Here is a 19,937-nt window from a genome sequence, read left to right as displayed (position 1 = left end):
GAATCGATCCTTGGTTCGCGTCGGGGGGATTCAACCGTACCTGACATCGACGCAAGGCTCTATACCGGATGCGACATCTCCCCCGACCGACACCGAACACCTGTAGGAGTGAGCCTGCTCGCGATAGCGTTATATCGGTCAACATCCGGGTTACTGATAGACTGCTATCGCGAGCAGGCGAAGGCCTACAAAGGGAATTGTTGTGGGCAGTCAGACCGAATCGAGCACTTCGCGCTTCGGCCGATCATCACTGTTGCAGATCACCCGATTGCGCCCGCTGGCCTTGGCCTCGTACAGCGCCTGATCCGCATCGTTAAGCCAACGGGTCGCATCGCCATGGGCCGGGTCGTAAGCGGCCAGGCCAATGCTGAGGCTGACCTTGAGCGCCGGGTTCTGTTCGTAACCCAGGGTGGCGAAACGCTCGCGCAAGGCTTCCATGGCCTGGGCGGCATTGAACAGCGGCAGGTCCGGCAGAATCACGCAGAACTCGTCACCGCCGTAACGCCCGGCCACGTCCGCGGCGCGCAGGTTCTGCTTGAGCATCTTGCTCAACTGACGGAGCACGATGTCGCCGGCCACGTGACCGTAGGTATCGTTGATCGCCTTGAAATGATCGATGTCGATCAAGGCAATCGCCGCGCCCTGTTGCTGCCGGCGGCAACGTTGAAATTCGATTTCCAGCTGATCCTTCCAGGCACCATGGTTGAGCAAGCCGGTGAGGCTGTCGGTGCGGCTCAGCGCCAGCAACTCACGCTTGTGCAGCCCCAGCGTGTAGGCCTGGCGAAAGCAGATCCAGCCCAATGCCAACGGGTACAGCATCAACAACGGCAGGCACGCGTACAGCTGCAACGGCGAGGTTTGCGGAATGAACGCCGGGGCGAAAACCACCAGGCCGACGCCGATGCCAAGGATCTGCGCCGCAAGGCCTGCGGCGAGAAAACGCAAGCCGCCGATGGCGACGTTGTTCATCGCCATCATCGAGATGGTGGTGGCACTGGGCAGTGGATTGAAATGCATGGCGGCGACCCAGAAGCCGCCCATAAACGCATCGACCAACAGATTGCGGTGTTCGGCGTGATAGGGAACGCTGGAACGACGGGCCCATTGAAATGCCAGATGCGGCCAGAGCAGGCCATTGAACAGCATCAGCGCCCAGACCCACAGCGGCGGGTCGAGCGGGTACATCGCCGCACTCACGCACAACAGCCCCAGCACCAGCCCGAGGGTTCGCGATGTATAAAGCCTCCTGGCCAGTGAAAGTCCCTTTCCTCCCTTGTTTCGCATAAGGGCCTCGACCACTCAACGGAACCTGCGCACATCGTCAGACCGATGTGCTGGAAGTCTAACAGCCAGCCGTTAAATAGCCATCACCGACCAGCCGCTGAATACCGGGCCATCGCCGCCGCGCACAGTGCAAATATTTAGCTATACCTGAAAGGAAGAAAACGGAAAAACGACTATAAGAAGGAGGCCCATGCAGACCTACCGAGTGTTGATCATCGGCAGCGGTTTTGGCGGCCAATGTGCGGCGGTCAATTTGCTCAAGGCCGGGATCGACGATTTTCGCCTGCTGGAACGCCGCGACTTTTTCGGCGGCACCTGGTGCCAGAACACCTATCCCGGCGCGGCGGTAGATGTGCCCTCGCCGTTGTATTCGCTGTCCTTCGCGCCGTACCGCTGGACGCAGATGTTTGCCGCCCAGGCCGAACTGCACCAATACACCCAATACGTTATCGAGCATTTTGGCCTGCGCGAACGTGTGGAGCTGCAGACCAATGTAGAGCGCATTGAATGGGAAGAGGCCGAAAAGCGCTGGGCAGTGCAGACCAACCGTGGCGTCTTCTATGCGCAGTTCGTGATCAACGCCAGCGGCCCGCTGAGCCAACCGGTGATCCCACCCTTCCCCGGCCTGGATCGCTTTCAGGGCAAGACGTTTCATACCAACAATTGGGATCACAGCTACGACTACCGGGGTAAACGCGTGGCCATCGTCGGCAGCGGCGCCAGTGCCGCGCAGGTGATTCCAGCGATTGCGCCCGAGGTCGAGCAACTGCATGTGTTCCAGCGCACACCGCATTGGGTGTTGCCGCGGGCTGATCGCACGTTCGGGCGCTTTCAGCGCTGGCTGCTGGGTTTGAAACCGGCGTACAAGCTGCTGCGCTGGTTGCTCTACTGGCAATTCGAAACCCGGGTGATCGCGTTCAAATATTCAAAACCGGCGATTCACCTGGTCCAGCGCCAGGCGTTGCGCTTTCTCAAGCAACAGGTGCCGGATCCGCTGTTGCGCGAAAAACTCACCCCGGACTTCACCATCGGCTGCAAGCGCATCCTGCTTTCCAGCACCTACTACCCGGCGCTGACCCGGCCCAACGTCACCCTGCACAGCCGCGAACAAGGCATCGCCGCGCTCGACGAAACCGGGATCACCACCACGGACGGCCAGCACATCGAAGTCGACCTGATTGTCTGGTCGACCGGCTACGACGCCACCGACGGCGTGGTGTCCTATCCGGTGACCGGCAAGCATGGCGTGCAGCTCAAGGACGTCTGGGCGCAGTACCCGCGCGCCTACCTGGGCACCAGCCTCCCGGAGTTTCCCAACCTGTTTATCGTCACCGGGCCGAACACCGGCATTGGCCACACTTCGGCGCTGTTCATCATCGAATCTCAGATGAATTACATCCTCGACTGCATCCACACCCTCCAGGCCAAAGGCCTGCGCAGCATTGAAGTGCGTCCCGAAGCGGAACGTACCTACACTGCAATGATCCACCGTGAGATGGAACGCACGGTATGGAAGTCCGGCGGCTGTCACAGTTGGTATCAAAGCAAGAGCGGTCATGTGATCGCGATTTTTCCGGGTTTCAGTTTCAGCTACTACCGGTTGACCCGGGCGCTGAAACCGGCTGACCACATTCTGTCCTGAACACGTAAAAGGAAGACGTCGATGCTTTTGCTGTTTGTCGCTCTCGCGGTTTTCGTGGCCTGGAGCTGGTTGAGTTACCCGGCGGTCGGCCATTGGCTGTACGACCTGAGCATGGCCCTCGAAGCCAAGCTGTATAAATTGCACAAAATCGAGGTGCCAATCGCCGAAATGAGCGTATCGACGTGGCAAGGCGGCCCCTATGAAGCGGCGAGCGCGATCCTCATGCTGCACGGCTACAGCGCCGACAAGAACCTGTGGCTGCGCTTCGCCCGGCATTTTGTCCGCCAGTACCGGGTGATCATTCCGGACATCGCCGGTCACGGTGAAACCGGCTTCAAGGCCGGTGGCGGCTACGACATTCCACTGCAGGCCAAACGCATGATCCAACTGCTCGACGTGTGCGGCGTGGAGAAAGTCCACGTGATAGGCAACTCGATGGGCGGCTACATCGCGGCGTGGCTGGCGGCGACCTACCCGGACCGGATTGCCTCGGTAGCGCTGATCGACCCGGCCGGCGTCACCGCACCGGAGGCCAGCGACATGGAGCGCCATCTGGCCCGCGGGCATAACCCGTTTCTGATCAATTCCCGGGAAGAATTCCGCCAGTTGTATGCCATGACCATGGCCTCGCCACCGTGGGTGCCCAAGTTGATCCTGGACGCCATCGCCCAGCGTTACGAACGCCAGCGCGACGAACTGGAAGAGATCTTCCGTGATTTTCGCGCCAGCCCGCCAATGGAGCCGAAACTGGCCGAGATCAAATGCCCGGCGCTGCTGTTGTGGGGACGCAAGGACCGCTTGATCGACGTCAGCAGCGTGCCGATCTGGAGCAAGGGCATCGCCAACCTGCGGGTCGACGTGTGGGACGGCGTCGGGCACATGCCGATGGTCGAACAACCGACCAACACGGCGCGGTTGTATCGGGAGTTTCTGGGGAACCAGCGATGACCTGGACCCATGCTGAGCCCGCGGAGAACAAACTTATTGTGGCGAGGAGGTCATCCGCCAAGTGAGATGGGGTCGCAATGAACATTCTCTACGACGAGCGCCTCGACGGCCCGTTACCGGAGGTGAACAAGGCCGAGCTGCTCAAGGCCTTGCAGCACGCCGTGCCCGATCTCGACATTCTCTGGCGCGAAGACGAGCTCAAGCCTTACGAGTGCGACGGGCTGTCGGCCTATCGCACCACGCCAATGCTAGTGGCGCTGCCCCGGCGACTCGACCAAGTGCAGACCCTGCTCAAACTCTGCCATCAACACAGCGTGCCGGTGGTTGCCCGAGGGGCAGGCACCGGGCTGTCGGGCGGCGCGCTGCCGCTGGAAAAAGGCCTCCTGCTGGTGATGGCGCGGTTCAACAACATCCTGCACATCGACCCGGCGGCCCGCACCGCGCGGGTTCAGCCCGGGGTGCGCAATCTGGCGATTTCCCAGGCCGCCGCACCGTTCGGCCTGTATTACGCACCGGATCCTTCGTCGCAGATCGCTTGCTCGATCGGCGGCAACGTCGCGGAAAACGCCGGGGGCGTGCATTGCCTCAAGTACGGCCTGACCGTACACAACCTGCTGAAGATCGAAGTGCTGAGCATCGAAGGCGAACGCCTGACACTGGGCAGCGACGCCCTCGATGCGCCGGGTTTTGATTTGCTGGCGCTGTTCACCGGCTCCGAAGGTTTGTTGGGGATCATCACCGAAGTCACGGTCAAACTGCTGCCCAAGCCGCAAGTCGCCAAGGTCTTGCTGGCCAGTTTCGACTCAGTGGAAAAGGCTGGCCGCGCCGTGGCCGACATCATCGCTGCAGGCATCATCCCCGGCGGCCTGGAGATGATGGACAACCTGGCGATCCGCGCCGCCGAAGATTTCATTCACGCCGGTTACCCGGTCGATGCCGAGGCGATCCTGTTGTGCGAACTTGATGGCGTCGAAGCCGATGTCCACGATGATTGCCTGCGGGTCCGCGAGGTCATGCTCCAGGCAGGCGCCAGCGAGGTGCGTCAGGCCCGTGACGAAGCCGAGCGCGTGCGTTTCTGGGCCGGGCGCAAAAACGCCTTTCCGGCCATCGGCCGCCTGTCACCGGATTACTACTGCATGGACGGCACCATCCCGCGCCGCGAATTGCCCGGCGTACTGCAAGGCATCGCCCGCCTCGGCGCCGAATACGGCTTGCGCGTCGCCAACGTGTTCCATGCCGGCGACGGCAACATGCACCCGTTGATCCTGTTCGACGCCAACCAGCCGGGCGAACTGCATCGCGCTGAAGCGTTGGGCGGAAAGATTCTGGAACTGTGCGTGCAGGTCGGCGGCAGCATCACCGGCGAACACGGGGTCGGCCGCGAGAAAATCAATCAGATGTGCGCGCAATTCAACAGCGCCGAGCTGACCCTGTTCCACGCGGTCAAAACCGCGTTCGACCCGCGAGGCCTGCTCAACCCCGGCAAGAACATCCCGACCCTGCATCGCTGCGCCGAATTCGGCGCCATGCACATTCATGCAGGGCAACTGCCGTTCCCTGATCTGGAGCGTTTCTGATGGCTGACGTCGACGCCAGCAGCGCCCTGCTCGATCAGGTCAACGAGGCCCGGGCCAACGCCACGCCGCTGAAAATCCAGGGTGGCAACAGCAAGGCGTTCCTCGGCCGCGAGGTGGCCGGTGAGGTGCTCGACACCCGCGTGCATCGCGGCATCGTGCGCTACGAACCGACGGAGCTGGTGGTCAGCGTGCGCGCCGGTACGCCGTTGCGCGAGTTGCTGGAGGCGCTCGACGCGGCCGGGCAAATGCTGCCGTGCGAGCCGCCGGCCTTCGGCGACAGCGCCACGGTCGGCGGGATGATCGCCACCGGACTGTCCGGGCCACGGCGGCCATGGTCCGGCTCGGTGCGCGATTTTGTCCTCGGCACCCGGGTGATCACCGGTCTCGGCGAGCATCTGCGTTTTGGCGGCGAAGTGATGAAAAACGTCGCCGGCTACGACCTCTCGCGCCTGTTGACCGGCAGTTTCGGCTGCCTCGGCGTGCTCACCGAAGTCTCATTGAAAGTCCTGCCGAAACCGCGTCAATGCCTGAGCATCCGCCTCGATATCGACTGCACACGGGCGCTGGCCAGGCTGGCCGAATGGGGCCAGCAACCTTTGCCGATCAGCGGCGCCTGTCACGACGGGCAAAGCCTGTATCTGCGCCTTGAGGGCGGCGAAGGCTCGGTGACCGCCGCCCATCAACGGCTCGGCGGCGAACCGCTGGACTCGGGGTTCTGGCGTGAGTTGAACGAGCAACGTCTGGCATTTTTTGACGAGGGCCTGCCACTGTGGCGCCTGTCGCTGCCGAACAATCTCGGGCCGCAAGACTGGCCCGGCCAGCAGTTGATCGATTGGGCCGGCGCGCAACGCTGGCTGAAATCCGATCACGAACACATTCAGATCCTCGCCCAGGAACTTGGCGGCCACGCCACCTGCTTCACCCATGGCGCCAGCGACACACCGTTCCAGCCACTGGCCCCGGCATTGCTGCGCTACCACCGGCAGCTCAAGGCGCAACTCGACCCGCAAGGGCTGTTCAACCCCGGCCGGATGTACGCGGAGTTCTAGCCATGCAAACCACCCTCAGCGAACAAGCCCGACAACTGCCGCGTGCTGCCGAGGCGGAAAAAATTCTGCGGACCTGCGTGCATTGCGGGTTTTGCAACGCGACCTGCCCGACCTATCAGTTGCTCGGCGATGAACTCGACGGGCCGCGCGGGCGCATCTACCTGATCAAGCAAGTGCTCGAAGGCGCACCGGCCACCGCGCAGACTCAACTGCATCTGGATCGCTGCCTGTCCTGCCGCAACTGCGAAACCACCTGTCCTTCCGGCGTCGATTATCACAATCTGCTCGATATCGGCCGGGCGGTGGTCGATCAGGCCGTGCCGCGCCCCGCTGCCCAGCGTTTGTTGCGCGAGGGCTTGCGCGCACTGGCGCCGAATCCTGGGGTGTTCAAGGGATTGCTGCGGGTTGGCGCAACGTTCCGGCCGCTGTTACCGCGGATGTTCGAAAGCAAATTGCCGCAACGCGCGCCAGTGTCCGGCACACGCCCTGCTCCGCGCCATGCGCGTCGGGTGCTGCTGCTCGAAGGCTGCGTGCAACCGGGCCTGTCGCCGAACACCAACGACGCCACGGCGCGGGTGCTCGATCGGCTGGGGATCAGCGTCACTCCGGTGGCCGAGGCGGGTTGCTGTGGCGCGCTGGACTATCACCTCGACGCCCAGGCCAAGGGCCTCGATCGCGCCCGGCAGAACATCGACGCCTGGTGGCCACACCTGGAAAACGGCGCGCAAGCCATCGTGCAGACGGCCAGCGGTTGCGGCGCGTTCATCAAGGATTACGGGCATTTGCTGGCGCAGGATCCGCGCTACGCCGACAAGGCGCGGCAGATCAGCGAACGGACGCTGGATCTGGTGCAGATCCTCGCGCAGGAACCCCTGGAACAGGTGTGCGCCGCCACCCAACGGCGGATCGCCGTGCACTGCCCCTGCACCCTGCAACACGCACTGAAACTCGGCGGCGCGGTGGAGGCGGTGCTGACCCGACTCGGATTTAATCTCATGCCCGTGCCGGACGGTCATCTGTGTTGCGGTTCGGCGGGCACCTATTCGCTGACGCAACCGACTCTCGCCCGGCAACTGCGCGACAACCGCCTAAATGCATTGGAGAGCGGTCGCCCGGAGCTGATCGTCACCTCCAACATCGGTTGCCAGAATCATCTGGCCGGCGCCGGACGCACACCGGTTATGCACTGGATCGAACTGGTGGATCAGTCGTTGGCAGAATGAAGTTCGTAGGATTCTTCGTTTGTCGCCGCCGGCGAAGGCTGCGATCTTTTCCTCCATCCTTTACGTGACCGTGGCAGGAATTTTTTTCATGACCGTGCAGCCTTTCGTCAGTCCCGACCTGATCCGCCAACGCTTCTCCAAAGCGATGTCCGACATGTACCGCGAAGAAGTGCCGTTGTACGGCGCGCTGATGGAACTGGTGGAACAGACCAACCGCGAGGTGCTGGCCCGCGAACCGCAAATCGCCCGACAGCTGCACAGCACCGGTGAGATCGAGCGTCTGGACATGGAGCGCCACGGCGCCATCCGCGTCGGCACGGCCAAAGAGCTGGCAACCCTCGCCCGCCTGTTCGCGGTGATGGGCATGCAACCGGTGGGCTATTACGACCTGACCCCGGCGGGTGTGCCGGTGCACTCCACGGCGTTTCGCGCAGTGCATGAAGCGGCGCTGCAAGTCAGTCCGTTTAGGGTGTTCACTTCTCTGCTGCGCCTGGAGTTGATCGAGGATCCCGAGTTACGCGCGTTTGCCGTATCGGTGTTGAACCAACGTTCGATCTTTACTACGCAAGCGCTAAGGTTGATCGAGCAGGCCGAGGCGGCCGGCGGCCTGAATGAAGATGAAGCGGCGGAATTCGTCCTACAGGCACTGGAGACCTTTCGCTGGCATCACAGCGCAACCGTCACCGCTGCGCAGTACCAGACCCTCAGCGCCCAGCACCGTTTGATCGCCGACGTCGTGGCGTTCAAAGGCCCGCACATCAATCACCTGACCCCGCGCACGCTGGACATCGATATCGTCCAGGCGCAAATGCCGGTGCACGGCATCACCCCCAAAGCAGTGATCGAAGGCCCGCCGCGCCGGCACTGCCCGATCCTGCTGCGCCAGACCAGTTTCAAGGCGCTGGACGAGCCGATCGCGTTCACCGACCAGCACGACACCCACGGCAGCCACAGCGCCCGTTTCGGCGAGATCGAACAACGCGGTGCAGCGCTGACGCCCAAGGGCCGTGCGCTATATGACCGCTTGCTGAATGCCGCGCGCGATGAACTCGGTGACTTCCCCAACGAAGGCAACGCCGCACGCTACAACGCACTGATGACCCAACACTTTGGAGAATTTCCTGACAGCGTCGAAGGCATGCGTGAGCAGGGGCTGGCGTATTTTCGCTACTTCGCTACGGAAAAAGGCCTGACAGCAGGTAGCGTCGCGTCGGCGTCACTGGAGGATTTGCTCCGCGACGGCCATGTGAAAGCCGAACCGTTGGTGTACGAAGATTTCCTGCCAGTCAGCGCCGCGGGGATTTTTCAGTCGAACCTTGGGGATGCAGCGCAGACGCACTATGGCGAACACTCGAACCGCCAGGCGTTCGAACAGGCGCTGGGGCGTTCGACCATTGATGAGCTGGAGTTGTATGCCGAGACGCAGCGGCGTTCGATTGAAGAGTGTCTGGCAGCGCTTTCGCGCTGATAGATCAAAAGATCGCAGCCTGCGGCAGCTCCTACCGATGGATTGTGTTTCCCCTGTAGGAGCTGCCGCAGGCTGCGATCTTTTGCTTTTGCTTCTAGCGCAACCGCGACAACAACGCGAACGCCGTCTCTTGCGACGACGCCGGATTCTGCCCGGTCAGCAGCAACCCGTCCTCACGGGTGTAGCTCGACCAGTCCGCACCTTTGGAGAAAATCCCGCCCTTGGCCTTGAGTTCATCTTCCACCAGAAACGGCACCACGTTGGTCAGCCCTACCGCCTCCTCTTCAGTGTTGGTGAAACCGGTTACCTGCTTACCGTTGACCAGCGGCTGACCGTCCGCGCCTTTGACATGGCGCAGCACGCCGGGGGCATGACATACCGCTGCTACCGGTTTGCCACCGTTGTAAAACGCTTCGATCAAGGCAATGGAATGGCCATCTTCAGCCAGGTCCCACAGCGGGCCGTGGCCGCCGGGATAGAACACGGCATCGAAATCCGCGGCCTTCACCGTGTCCAGTTTGACCGTTGAGGCCAGCGCAGACTGGGCGGCGGAGTCCTTGCGAAAGCGCTCGGTTGCAGCGGTCTGTGCGTCCGGCTCGTCACTCTTCGGGTCCAGCGGTGGCTGGCCGCCCTTGGGCGAGGCCAGCGTCAGTTGCGCGCCGGCGTCCTTGAACACGTAATACGGCGCGGCGAATTCTTCCAGCCAGAAACCGGTTTTCTTGCCGGTATCACCCAGTTGATCGTGGGACGTTAAAACCATCAGGATTTTCATGTCGCTCTCACTCGATGTGGGGAATGTTCAGACGCCTTTGGCGCGGTCGTGAGTGATTGACCTTCGTGCGGGGCGGATCGTTTCAACCACTCGACGATGGCACTTGGCCTTACTGCGCAACTTCTTGCGCACTTGTCCGGCAAAAAAGACCACCCATCACGCTGCAAGCCTTGATAGGCGTGGCTCGCAGCCAAGTGCGCAACTTCTTGCGCAGTACTGCGCAAGAAGTTGCGCACTTTCTACCTCGATTCAGCAGAAAACATCGGCAAAACCGCAGGTTAGAGCAGTCGACCCCCCGGATTCCGGGACCTTCAGCAAACCTGGCACGCTCCTTGATAACAGTCAGGCACCCACCGGGCGATTTCGCCTCCCGGGCACCTTAAATTATTCCGCAAGGAGAGCACCCCATGGCAACACCAGCGTACATGTCGGTTACCGGCGAAAAACAAGGCCTGATCACTGCAGGCGCTTTCACTGCTGACTCCGTAGGCAACACCTACCAGGAAGGCCACGAAGACCAGGTTATGGTTCAGGCTTTCAGCCACGACGTGATCATCCCGCGTGACCCACAATCCGGTCAGCCAACCGGTCAGCGCGTTCACAAGCCAGTTGTGATCACCAAGGTCTACGACAAGGCTTCGCCTCTGCTGCAAGCCGCTCTGACCTCCGGCGAGCGCATGAGCGAAATCGTTATCCAGTGGTTCCGTACTTCGGCTCAAGGTACTCAAGAGCACTACTACACCACCAAACTGGAAGACGCGATCATCGTCGCCATCAACAACAAAATGCACAACTGCCAGGATCCAGGCAACTCGCACTTCACCCACCTGGAAGAAGTGCAGTTCACCTACCGTAAAATCACCTGGACCCACGAAGTATCCGGTACTTCGGGTTCCGATGACTGGCGTGCTCCAGTCGTTTAATTACGGCTGATCGTTACAAGCATCGGCCAGCTCTGCTGGTCGATGTTGTTTTCGCCCTCCAGAATTTCGCGTAAGTTGAGCCGCCTTGCGGTCGTCGACGTACGCCGCTGTACAGCACGAGGAACAAGGGATGTTCGCGCCGGCCAATGAAACTCACTTTGCCCTGACCATCGAAGGGCTTTCCGCCGACTTTCAGGTGTTTACCCTCACCGGCCGGGAAGCCATCAGCCAGCCTTTTGTGTTCGAGGTGGAGCTGGTCAGTGAGCAGCCGTCGCTGGACCTCGAAACCCTGCTGCACAAACCGGCCTTCCTGCAACTGTCGCCCGATGGCAGCGGCATTCACGGTCAGATCTACCGCGCCGCCCAGGGCGATTCCGGCAAGCGCCTGACGCGCTATTCGGTGACCCTGCGCCCGCAATTGTCGTACCTGGCGCATCGCGTCAATCAACGCATCTTCCAGAACCTCACGGTGCCGAAAATCATCGGCATGGTTCTCGAAGAGCACGGCATCCAGAGCAACGCCTACGAATTCAAGACCGGTTCCATCTATCCCGAGCGCATCTACTGCGTGCAATACGATGAATCGGACCTGCATTTCATTCAGCGCCTGTGCGAGGAAGAAGGTATCCATTACCACTTCCAGCACAGCGCCACGGCGCACAAGCTGGTGTTCGGCGATGACCAGACGGTGTTCCCGAAACTCAAGCCTGTGGCCTACCAGCAAGACTCCGGCATGGTCGCCAGCAACCCGGTGATCAAGCGTTTCGACCTGCGCCTGGAAACCCGCACCAGTCGTACCACGCGCCGCGATTACGACTTCGAAAAACCGCGCCTGACGCTGGAAAGCGAAAACCGTGGCGACGCCCTGCCCGACCTCGAAGACTACGACTACCCGGGCCGCTTCATCGACCGCGAGCGCGGCAAGCACCTGGCCAAACGCGCCCTCGAACGCCACCGCAGCGACTTCCAGCTCGCCGAAGGCAAAAGCGATCAGCCGTTGCTGGTCAGCGGCCATTTCCTCGCCCTGACCGAGCACCCGAAGGCCAAATGGAACGACCTGTGGCTGCTCACCGAAGTCCTGCACGAAGGCAAACAGCCGCAAGTGCTGGAAGAATCGGTGACCAGTGACACCACCGCACTCAAAGACGACTTCCATCAAGGCTATCGCAACCGCTTTCAGGCGACCCCATGGGACGTACCGAACCGCCCACCGCTGCGCCACCCGAAACCGCGCATCCTCGGCAGCCAGAGCGCCGTGGTCACCGGCCCCAAAGGCGAAGAAATCCACTGCGACCAGTACGGCCGCGTCAAAGTGCAATTCCACTGGGACCGCGAAGGCCAGGCCGACGACAAGACCAGTTGCTGGCTGCGCGTCTCATCCGCCTGGGCCGGCGCCCAGTACGGCGGCATCGCCATCCCGCGCATCGGCATGGAAGTGCTGGTCACCTTCCTTGAAGGCGACCCCGATCAACCGCTGATCAGCGGCTGCCTGTACCACAAGGAAAACACCGTCCCCTACGCGCTGCCGGCGAACAAGACCCGCAGCACCTTCAAGACCCTGAGCTCGATGGGCGGTGGCGGTTACAACGAACTGCGCATCGAAGACAAGAAAGGTCAGGAGCAGATCTACCTCCACGCCCAGCGCGACTGGGACGAGAACATCGAGCACGACCAGAAAATCCGTGTCGGCAACGAACGCCACGACACCGTCGAGCAGAACAGCTACAGCGAGTTCAAGGCCGAAGAACACCACACCGTCTACGCCGACCGCAAAGTCGAAGCCCGCGCCAACGACCACCTGACCGTGGGCGTCAACCAACACATCAAGATCGGCACCGGCCAATTCATCGACGCCGGCCAGGAAATCCACCTGAGCAGCGGCATGAAAGTCGTGCTAGAAGCCGGCGCCGAGTTGACCCTGATCGGCGGCGGCAGCTTCATCAAGATCGACGCTGGCGGCGTGACCATGAGTGGGCCGGTGATCAATATGAACTCCGGGGGTAGTCCGGGCAGTGGCACGGGGGCGGCGCCGTTATTGCCGGGGCCGTTGAAGCAGGCGGATACCGATAAGGCTGGGCAGTTGCTGGTGCCGGCGCAGCGGCAAGCGTTGATGCAGAAGAAGCCGATTTGTGCGGTGTGCGAGAAAGCCAAATTGGAGGCACAGAATGCTTAAGTCGGAATTTCCATTGGAAAACGGCCTCCCCCAAGGCTTTCCATGGAATGGCACGGTAGGTCTACTGCTTGATGGTGTCAGCGTTGAGAAGCTTCCGCAGCACCTGTATCAGTGGACGGAAAACCCTGAGTTCGAGCCGCTTTATCTTGGGACTCGTTGGGCAGGACTGGGCGATATCTCCCCATGCCTCGTGCAAATAAAAGCACAGAACAACCCGATCCTGACCCGGTTCCTGAACGCATCGCGTCAGGAATGGGGGCACTTGGTGTTTAGCGATCAATCATGGGATCAACTGGTCGCACACTTTCGCTGGCTCACCAGCGTCATGCACCCACTGGGCGAGGAAGTGCTGTTGCGCATCGCAGACCCGGCCGTAACCCACGCACTGCTCGCTCACGCAGAAACCATCAAGGATTCGACCCTATTCGGCCCCTGCAAACAAATCGTTACTGCCGATGCAGCACTGGATTGCTGGTACATCAACAATAGGCCGGGCAACGCTCCTAACCCCGACCACAGCAAACGCTATCGATTGAGCGACGCACAACTCAGTCAACTGGACGAGGTGAACTTTCGCAATGTTGTGATGCGTCTCGATGCACACATGCAAGAATATTTTCCAAGCTATCAGGCACAGTCGACTCCACGGCAACGCTGGGAACACCTGCATGCGCTGGCGTCGACCTCCTATGATCGCGGCTTCAACACCGAACTCGATATCACCCTCTACGCCAACATTCACGGGTTCCTTGGCGAGCGAGCACTGGAAGAACATCCAGACCTCGACGCCATACTCAAAACCCCGTCGGAACAAACGCCTGCACAACGACTCGAAAGGGTCGCTGATATTGCCCAGGAACGGGCTGCAACCCTGAACAGGAGCCAAGGATGACAACGCCAACATCGGCAGCAAAAAACCCGAACAACGCTGCAAAAAGCCGGGACGATGGCAAATGCGCTTTGGGCGGCTGTTCGCTGATGAAAGCCAAGATCCAGCTCATTCCGTTACGTTACGGAATTGTGGAAAGGCTAGATCCATCGAGTGCGCTGGCTATGCCGTACAAATTGGAGTCGCGCCCGCTGGGTATTCGTTTGATCCGCGACGGATGGCTTTACGTTATCACCGAAAAAAAGCCCGAAGCGGTTCTTCATGAATACCGTGTGCAAAACGGTATCGTGACGCAACTGCTCTGGGAAAAAGGCGAAATAACCGCAAACAAGCGTGAAAGCAATGTGGGCGAAGCCACACTGATTTTTCCACGCTTAAGCAAACTCTATGTGAACTATTCCGAAGTGCAGTGGACTGCCGCCAAATGTGCGCAGGTCATTAAGCATAGATCTGAGCGTGAATATTTCATGCAGAAGATTGACCTGACTAACGCCGATCCCGAAAAAGGTACGACCGACCTACTGACCGAAAGCCAAGCTAAAAAATGGATTGCGGAAGTTGCTGAAGAACCGAGCAAAGATCCAGCTATTGCAGGGGCGAAGCCTGAAGAAAGTAAAGATTACTTGTGGGAGCAGACGGCATGCTTCAAAAAAACTCAACTCGGCTTAGTAAAGAAACAAGTCAAAGCAGAATATGAGCGCGACCATTTGTATCTGATCGTGCAGGATGACTTGGGAGTGTTGCGCGATTTAGCAGAGCATCAGGATTTAGTCAGCGGCTGGCTCATTGACTGGAGTGACGCTGAAACGAACCAAAAGAAATATGTGTTTGGATCCTATATCGAGACACTTTACACCGTCACGGGCGATACGCTAATTAGCGCCGCGCAAGGGGATCCGCGTTTCAGCAAACTCAGCGATGAAACAAGTCCTGAGCAACGCCAATCGATCGTGGACTATGTCAATACGAAAAATCAGACTCAATGGTCCGGAGCAGGCAGCCAGCGCGGAGCAATATCGGCCTCGAAAATGCGCATGCGCACCAGTCTTGGCCTTCTGTACCCAAAGTATGAAGACTTGATCGAAACCATCGAAGAAAATGCTGACGACGCACTAAACGGCGCCAAAATGGGTCAGGAGGGAATCAACGATCTTATTGATCGACCCGCCATGGAGTCATTCCTGAAACATCAAAGAGCTCAGCTCAATCGCTGGAACAAGCGCCTAGATTTAATTACCAATGATCGAATCGGCTTGATAAGTGAGCAACGATTCCATCGCGCAGGCTGGTACTTCGACCCAAAATTCGGCATACAGTTGGAAGCCTCGCTGGCAACCGAATACGCATGTATAAAAGACATTTGCCGCACAGAAAAATCGACTGAAAAACTAGCAGACCTTATTAACAAACAACCGGGCTTCACAGTCCCGACCTACTTCACTCTTAGCTTAACCGACCAAAAGGACTTGGACGCAAAAATTGCTTCGGCAATCAAGTCAGTACGCGATACTAAAATGGCGGCAAAAGATTACGAGGGTGCTCAGGAGCTCAGCGGAAAATTTGGCAACCTGCTAACACAACATCTCGCTGCCTCCATGCATTTGAGTGAAAACGGTATTACTTTTGATCAAATGCGAAATACAGCCTATGAGCCGGCTAAGCAACTTCGCCTAGCAGATGCAATGGACGAATCCATCAAGGCACTGCGAAGCGGGCAACCTGTGGATCCAGCCAAATTGTTGCGCAACATCCCCAACTCAGCATGGGTTGATGTACTGCGAGCCTTTGGCAAAGGAGGCATTACACTAGAGTTTGCCTCCGCCAGCCAGATTGACACCTTTAAGGCTGACATGGAAAAGCTGACTGATCTGCGTCGACAGATGAGCGCATTGAAAAATCAGATTCGTCAAACACTTGCCAATGAGCGAAAGGGAGTAACGGCCAAAGGCACTCACAAGAGCCTAATAGAGCGTCGAAAATCGTTGCAACAAACGGTTGGCCCATTAGAAACCAGAGTGGCCCGTGCGATGAGCCCAGTTGGCGAAGGACCAGGAAAGGCAGCGTTCAAGATTAAAGGCCTGACCAATGCACAGGTCTTGGAGTTCGAACGAATGGTTGACGACTACCGCCTCAAAAAACCGCTTAAAGGATTAAGTCGAGAAGTATTTAAGTCAGCTGGCGGGGATTTGTTCGCTTCGGCAGCGGCAGTGATGCAAATAATCAGCTTTGTTAGAGTATCTAGTGAATACTCTCTCAAAAAAGAAGCGGACGCTTCAGACAAATTAGCTTTATTTAATTCCTTCTTTTCTATGGCAGGAGGCACCTTCGCTGCCGTCCAAGGCATCGCTATCACTAGTCTGTCTCTTGCAATAGAAAACTACTCCAGTGCTGCTGGAAAAATAAAACTGGCAGCTAGACTGGGTAGAATCACAGGTGCTTTAAGCCCCTTTGCATATGTTTTTAGCACTATTGCAGCTGGCACTGGTATTTACGGCGAAAAAGGCTCTGCGGCAAGATGGACTGAAGCTCTTCGCTCAGGTGATGGAGCCAAGCTGGCCGGTGCCAGTATGACTCTGGCTGGCGACTCGGGACAACTGATCGTCAATGGCTGGGCATTTGCTCGCAGTGGCAAGCACCTTATGGATGTCGTCACCACTACTAATCAGGCGCGTTCCTTAGCATGGGTAACAGCTGGAGGAAGGCTGCTTAGCGTTGCTGCTCGAGCAAACCTAATTGGACTTGTGTTGACTGGCTTACAGCTTGGTGGAGAGTGGTTATATAACCGAAACAATAAAAGCGAACTGGACAAATGGCTACAAAAAGGTCCTTGGGGTAAAAATAACGCCAACCGCAGCATGATTGAGGAACGTCTTTTACTAGCCGATATCAGTTCCGCGCCGCAAGTAGCGCTACAACAAGTAAACAACAAACCTATGGTTATATTACATTTCCCAGGATTGACTATTCGAGAACTGGATGAGGTGGGCTTGGGATTAAGTGCCTACTGGCTTACTAACCACCAACGCAATGACTGGGAGCCGTGGAGTGAGCCGATGCTCTATCAACTCAATCTGTTGAGTGCTCTGGATGCACCACTCAAACTTGGCTTTGAGATTTTTCAGAATGAAACCAATGCGCAACATGGCATGGGTATTGCTCTGCGCTACCACCCTGTGGCAGGCGAAGAGATATTTCGAGAAAAGCGCTTCGAGTCTGTTACGCTTAACGCCCAAAGTGGCAAGCCGTTTTCACCAGTTTCAGTACTACGAACTCGAGCATCCGATGCTCCATGGTTAGTAATCAACAGTGAAGCCTTGAGTTCTCCAAACCTGACAGGTTGAAAGCATGTATTCGAACCTTAAGAAAAACGATGAGTTTGATTTCAAACAAAACCGACCTTTTGCGGGAGAACGCCGGCGCTTCGCTACAGGTGAAGCCATATTTTTCTCACCGAAACCAATTCCGACGGGGCAAACGCCCATGGATTTGGGAGGAAGCTTCATTGAAGTAAACGATACGTTTCTTGATGTAGGCAGTAGTAATGTGAACAAGGCATTCCAAGCGAGAGTGATGATCGCAAGTGTAATGCTCGTACTCATTTCATGTTTATTAATTGTTCCAACACTTGCAGGCCTCGCTGGAATCAATAATCCCTTTGGTCGCAGTTTCTGGTGGTACTTTAGCGATTTTTTTGAGTTTGGCTTGCGACTATCTATCTGGTGCGCTGGGGGAGTGGCGATCCTCGGTAGCTATGTAGTAATCAGCAGTACCCTCAAAAAATCAAGAGCTCGTCCAATTCGATTTAATCGCCAACGGCGTGAGGTCTGTTTTTTTCCTGACGGCTCTGATGAACCGATAATCCAACCTTGGGAAGATACTGTCGCCTGGCTTTCAATAAGTACGGGAGTTACGGGAGTAGGTGTAATGAGAAATTATACCTTTGGCATGGCCATCGATAACCCCAAGGCTGATACGGTACACTTTCTGAATCAAGAGGTAATGACACCTATTCATGGTTTAGGAAAATGGGAAGCCATCCGCATCTACATGGAAAAGGGCACTCAATTCTGCCCCGGCCAGGCCCCTTTTGAGGGCAGTCATAGTTTCAATAAAGAACGCGATGACATGCGAGAGGAATACCAACACAAGGAGCGCTCTGCACTGGGTGTGGCATGGTGGTATTTGACTCACTTAATTACGTTGTGGCGTCTTCCGTACTGGATAGCGGAATGGGATCACCGCTACAGCATGAAAGGATTTCCCGAGTCAGTTGAAAGGTGGTCAGAAGAGCTTCCACCCGAACAGTGGGCACAACCGAGCGCAGCGTTGAAAGAACAGTCAGCAAAAATCGAAAAAGCTTTTGCTCGTGGTCAAGATTTCATGAGTTACTTCAAAATAGATCTAGAGCGCTCATCAACGGAACAGGAAGCACAGCATAATTAACGAGGCGTAGGAGCCAAGAGAGCAAAAGGTGACAGGGTGATAGATGTATTTTTAGAAAATAAATCTGTCACCTTTGCTTTGCTGTAGTTGCCTAAACCGCCTACACTTTCTCGGTTGAATTGCATGCCATCCAAACCTGAACAGCAAGTCGAACTTGATCTTAAAAATCACCGCCCCACGGCAGGTGAAACTCGTCGTTTTGCCACAGGTGAAGCATTATTTTTCTCACCGCTGCCAGTTCCGACCGGGCAAATCCCAGTGGATCTCGGTGGAAGTTTTGTTGAAGTCAACGACACCTATCTGGACTTGGGTAGCAGCAATCTCACCAAGTCTTTCCAAGCACGATTAGCTGTATCACTCCCAACAGTCGTAGCTATCGTTTGTCTATTGGTTCTCCCAACATTGATGGGCTTCGCAGCATTCATAAACCCATTCGGCAGAAGCTTCTGGTTTTACTTCAACGATTTTTTTGAGTTCGGAATATCACTAGCGCTCTGGTGTGGAGGGGGCGCAGCGCTGATTGGCCTGTACGCGATTATCAGCACCACAAGGAACAAAGCCCGCGCCAGACCCATCCGATTTAACCGTCAACGCCGAGAGGTCTGTTACTTCCCGAATGGCTCCGACGAAGCCGTGATCCAGCCTTGGGAAGACACGGTTGCGTGGATCTCAGTCAGCACCGGATTCACTGGAGTAGGCGTAATCAGTAGCTACACCTTTGGCATGGCCATAGATAATCCCAAGGCCGATACGGTGCACTTTTTCACACAGGAGGTCATGACTCCTGCCCATGCCTTGGGTAAGTGGGAAGCCATACGGATCTATATGGAAAAAGGTCCAGAGTTCTGCCCAGGCAAGGCACCCTACGAGGGTCGCCACACCTTTGATAAAAAACGACAAGACATGCACGAGGAATACCAGCACAACGAACGTTCCGCTTTAGACGTTGGTTGGTGGTACCTGACACATTTGATCACTTGGTGGCGTTTTCCGTATTGGGTAGCAGAATGGGACCATCGTTTCGGCATGAAATCTCTACCTGAATCCATTGCTGAGTGGTCCAAACCTCTTCCGCCTGAACAATGGGGCAAGCCAAGCCCGGCGCTTAAAGAGCAAAGCGCGAAAATCGAAAAAGCCTTTGCTCAAGGACAGGATTTTATGACGTACTTCAAGGCAAACCTAAACGAAAGCAACGCATAGGAATTAACAAATAGCTGAGCTATATAGTTGCCAGAAATCAGATAGCCCGATAACCGTCAGGTCAAGTCTGAGCTTTTACAAAAGACCTGATGTCCAAGTACATCAATGCCATCGTGGAGCTTGCCGAGTGCGGGATTGCAGTTCCCGGGTTTGCGCTGAGTCCCGATGACCAGTACGCCGGTACCGAGGATTTTCAGGCATTCATCGAGCTGACCACCAAACGCGATGAGCTTGAGAAAAAGATCGAAGAACGTTACTCCCAATGGGTCTCGGCCACTGGCGGCAACGCGTGGCGTGGGGAAGTCAGCTTACTCAAAGTCGAGTTTCCGAAACGGGCAAAGGCCGA

General features: G+C 57.5%; 15 protein-coding genes. 13 read left to right on the top strand and 2 right to left on the bottom strand.

All coding sequences use genetic code 11. The features are described 5' to 3' along the window. Positions 1-210: 210 nt before the first annotated feature. Positions 211-1,284 carry a diguanylate cyclase gene (locus NN484_RS07525; RefSeq protein ID WP_127651775.1) on the bottom strand — a complete coding sequence of 358 codons (1,074 nt, stop codon included), beginning with the start codon at positions 1,282-1,284 and terminating at the stop codon, positions 211-213. Positions 1,285-1,474: 190 nt separating this feature from the next. On the opposite strand from NN484_RS07525, the gene NN484_RS07520 reads away from it, so the two are divergent. The 6 genes from NN484_RS07520 to hglS all read left to right on the top strand — a co-directional run bounded on the left by NN484_RS07520 (position 1,475) and on the right by hglS (position 9,191). Next, the gene (locus tag NN484_RS07520) at positions 1,475-2,926 is read left to right on the top strand and encodes a flavin-containing monooxygenase (RefSeq protein WP_274658807.1); all 1,452 of its coding nucleotides are present in this window, start codon (positions 1,475-1,477) and stop codon (positions 2,924-2,926) included. Positions 2,927-2,947: 21 nt separating this feature from the next. After that, a complete protein-coding gene (locus NN484_RS07515) occupies positions 2,948-3,874 on the top strand; it encodes an alpha/beta fold hydrolase (protein WP_127651777.1) in 927 nt (308 codons plus the stop codon). Positions 3,875-3,951: 77 nt separating this feature from the next. Then, on the top strand, positions 3,952-5,451 hold the full coding sequence (glcD, locus tag NN484_RS07510; RefSeq protein ID WP_274658806.1) for a glycolate oxidase subunit GlcD: 1,500 nt from the start codon (positions 3,952-3,954) through the stop codon (positions 5,449-5,451). Then, positions 5,451-6,500: a glycolate oxidase subunit GlcE gene (gene glcE / locus NN484_RS07505; RefSeq protein ID WP_215502624.1), complete on the top strand. Its 1,050-nt coding sequence runs from the start codon at positions 5,451-5,453 to the stop codon at positions 6,498-6,500. The genes glcD and glcE overlap by 1 nt, the downstream gene beginning before the upstream one ends. A 2-nt stretch (positions 6,501-6,502) precedes the next feature. After that, positions 6,503-7,723, top strand: coding sequence for a glycolate oxidase subunit GlcF (glcF, locus tag NN484_RS07500; protein ID WP_215502623.1), 1,221 nt, complete (start codon positions 6,503-6,505; stop codon positions 7,721-7,723). 88 nt (positions 7,724-7,811) lie between these two features. Beyond that, complete coding sequence (gene hglS, locus NN484_RS07495; RefSeq protein WP_274658805.1) at positions 7,812-9,191, top strand: 2-oxoadipate dioxygenase/decarboxylase HglS; 1,380 nt, start codon at positions 7,812-7,814, stop codon at positions 9,189-9,191. A gap of 94 nt (positions 9,192-9,285) precedes the next feature. Here the strand turns inward: hglS and NN484_RS07490 are convergent, their stop codons facing one another. Then, a complete protein-coding gene (locus NN484_RS07490; protein ID WP_127651782.1) occupies positions 9,286-9,963 on the bottom strand; it encodes a type 1 glutamine amidotransferase domain-containing protein in 678 nt (225 codons plus the stop codon). Between the two features lie 407 nt (positions 9,964-10,370). Here NN484_RS07490 and NN484_RS07485 point away from each other — a divergent pair, with 407 nt between their 5' ends. The 7 genes from NN484_RS07485 to NN484_RS07455 all read left to right on the top strand — a co-directional run. Further along, complete coding sequence (locus tag NN484_RS07485; RefSeq protein ID WP_007919523.1) at positions 10,371-10,886, top strand: Hcp family type VI secretion system effector; 516 nt, start codon at positions 10,371-10,373, stop codon at positions 10,884-10,886. Positions 10,887-11,016: 130 nt separating this feature from the next. After that, the gene (locus NN484_RS07480) at positions 11,017-13,059 is read left to right on the top strand and encodes a type VI secretion system Vgr family protein (RefSeq protein ID WP_274658804.1); all 2,043 of its coding nucleotides are present in this window, start codon (positions 11,017-11,019) and stop codon (positions 13,057-13,059) included. Next, entirely contained in the window at positions 13,052-13,951 is a 900-nt protein-coding gene (locus NN484_RS07475) for a DUF4123 domain-containing protein (protein WP_274658803.1), read from the top strand. The genes NN484_RS07480 and NN484_RS07475 overlap by 8 nt, the downstream gene beginning before the upstream one ends. After that, positions 13,948-17,289 (top strand): toxin VasX, encoded by a 3,342-nt coding sequence (locus tag NN484_RS07470; protein WP_274658802.1) that lies wholly within the window; start codon positions 13,948-13,950, stop codon positions 17,287-17,289. Before NN484_RS07475 ends, NN484_RS07470 begins: the two co-directional genes overlap by 4 nt. A 4-nt stretch (positions 17,290-17,293) precedes the next feature. Further along, on the top strand, positions 17,294-18,391 hold the full coding sequence (locus NN484_RS07465; protein ID WP_343228791.1) for a DUF6708 domain-containing protein: 1,098 nt from the start codon (positions 17,294-17,296) through the stop codon (positions 18,389-18,391). 123 nt (positions 18,392-18,514) lie between these two features. After that, positions 18,515-19,591, top strand: coding sequence for a DUF6708 domain-containing protein (locus NN484_RS07460; RefSeq protein ID WP_252191752.1), 1,077 nt, complete (start codon positions 18,515-18,517; stop codon positions 19,589-19,591). 89 nt (positions 19,592-19,680) lie between these two features. After that, on the top strand, positions 19,681-19,937 hold a 257-nt coding region (locus tag NN484_RS07455), incomplete at its 3' end, for a hypothetical protein (protein WP_274658801.1).

Source organism: Pseudomonas serboccidentalis (assembly GCF_028830055.1).
GTDB lineage: Bacteria > Pseudomonadota > Gammaproteobacteria > Pseudomonadales > Pseudomonadaceae > Aquipseudomonas > Aquipseudomonas serboccidentalis.
This window is presented reverse-complemented; position numbering and strand designations above follow the sequence as displayed.

Bases quoted from the DNA above. Each gene is read 5' to 3' on its own strand.
- NN484_RS07460 (WP_252191752.1), top strand. From the start codon at position 18,515: ATGCCATCCAAACCTGAACAGCAAGTCGAACTTGATCTTAAAAATCAC.
- NN484_RS07520 (WP_274658807.1), top strand. From the start codon at position 1,475: ATGCAGACCTACCGAGTGTTGATCATCGGCAGCGGTTTTGGCGGCCAA.
- NN484_RS07475 (WP_274658803.1), top strand. From the start codon at position 13,052: ATGCTTAAGTCGGAATTTCCATTGGAAAACGGCCTCCCCCAAGGCTTT.
- NN484_RS07465 (WP_343228791.1), top strand. From the start codon at position 17,294: ATGTATTCGAACCTTAAGAAAAACGATGAGTTTGATTTCAAACAAAAC.
- glcE (WP_215502624.1), top strand. From the start codon at position 5,451: ATGGCTGACGTCGACGCCAGCAGCGCCCTGCTCGATCAGGTCAACGAG.
- NN484_RS07515 (WP_127651777.1), top strand. From the start codon at position 2,948: ATGCTTTTGCTGTTTGTCGCTCTCGCGGTTTTCGTGGCCTGGAGCTGG.
- hglS (WP_274658805.1), top strand. From the start codon at position 7,812: ATGACCGTGCAGCCTTTCGTCAGTCCCGACCTGATCCGCCAACGCTTC.
- glcF (WP_215502623.1), top strand. From the start codon at position 6,503: ATGCAAACCACCCTCAGCGAACAAGCCCGACAACTGCCGCGTGCTGCC.
- NN484_RS07485 (WP_007919523.1), top strand. From the start codon at position 10,371: ATGGCAACACCAGCGTACATGTCGGTTACCGGCGAAAAACAAGGCCTG.
- NN484_RS07470 (WP_274658802.1), top strand. From the start codon at position 13,948: ATGACAACGCCAACATCGGCAGCAAAAAACCCGAACAACGCTGCAAAA.
- NN484_RS07490 (WP_127651782.1), bottom strand. From the start codon at position 9,963: ATGAAAATCCTGATGGTTTTAACGTCCCACGATCAACTGGGTGATACC.
- NN484_RS07480 (WP_274658804.1), top strand. From the start codon at position 11,017: ATGTTCGCGCCGGCCAATGAAACTCACTTTGCCCTGACCATCGAAGGG.
- NN484_RS07525 (WP_127651775.1), bottom strand. From the start codon at position 1,284: ATGCGAAACAAGGGAGGAAAGGGACTTTCACTGGCCAGGAGGCTTTAT.
- glcD (WP_274658806.1), top strand. From the start codon at position 3,952: ATGAACATTCTCTACGACGAGCGCCTCGACGGCCCGTTACCGGAGGTG.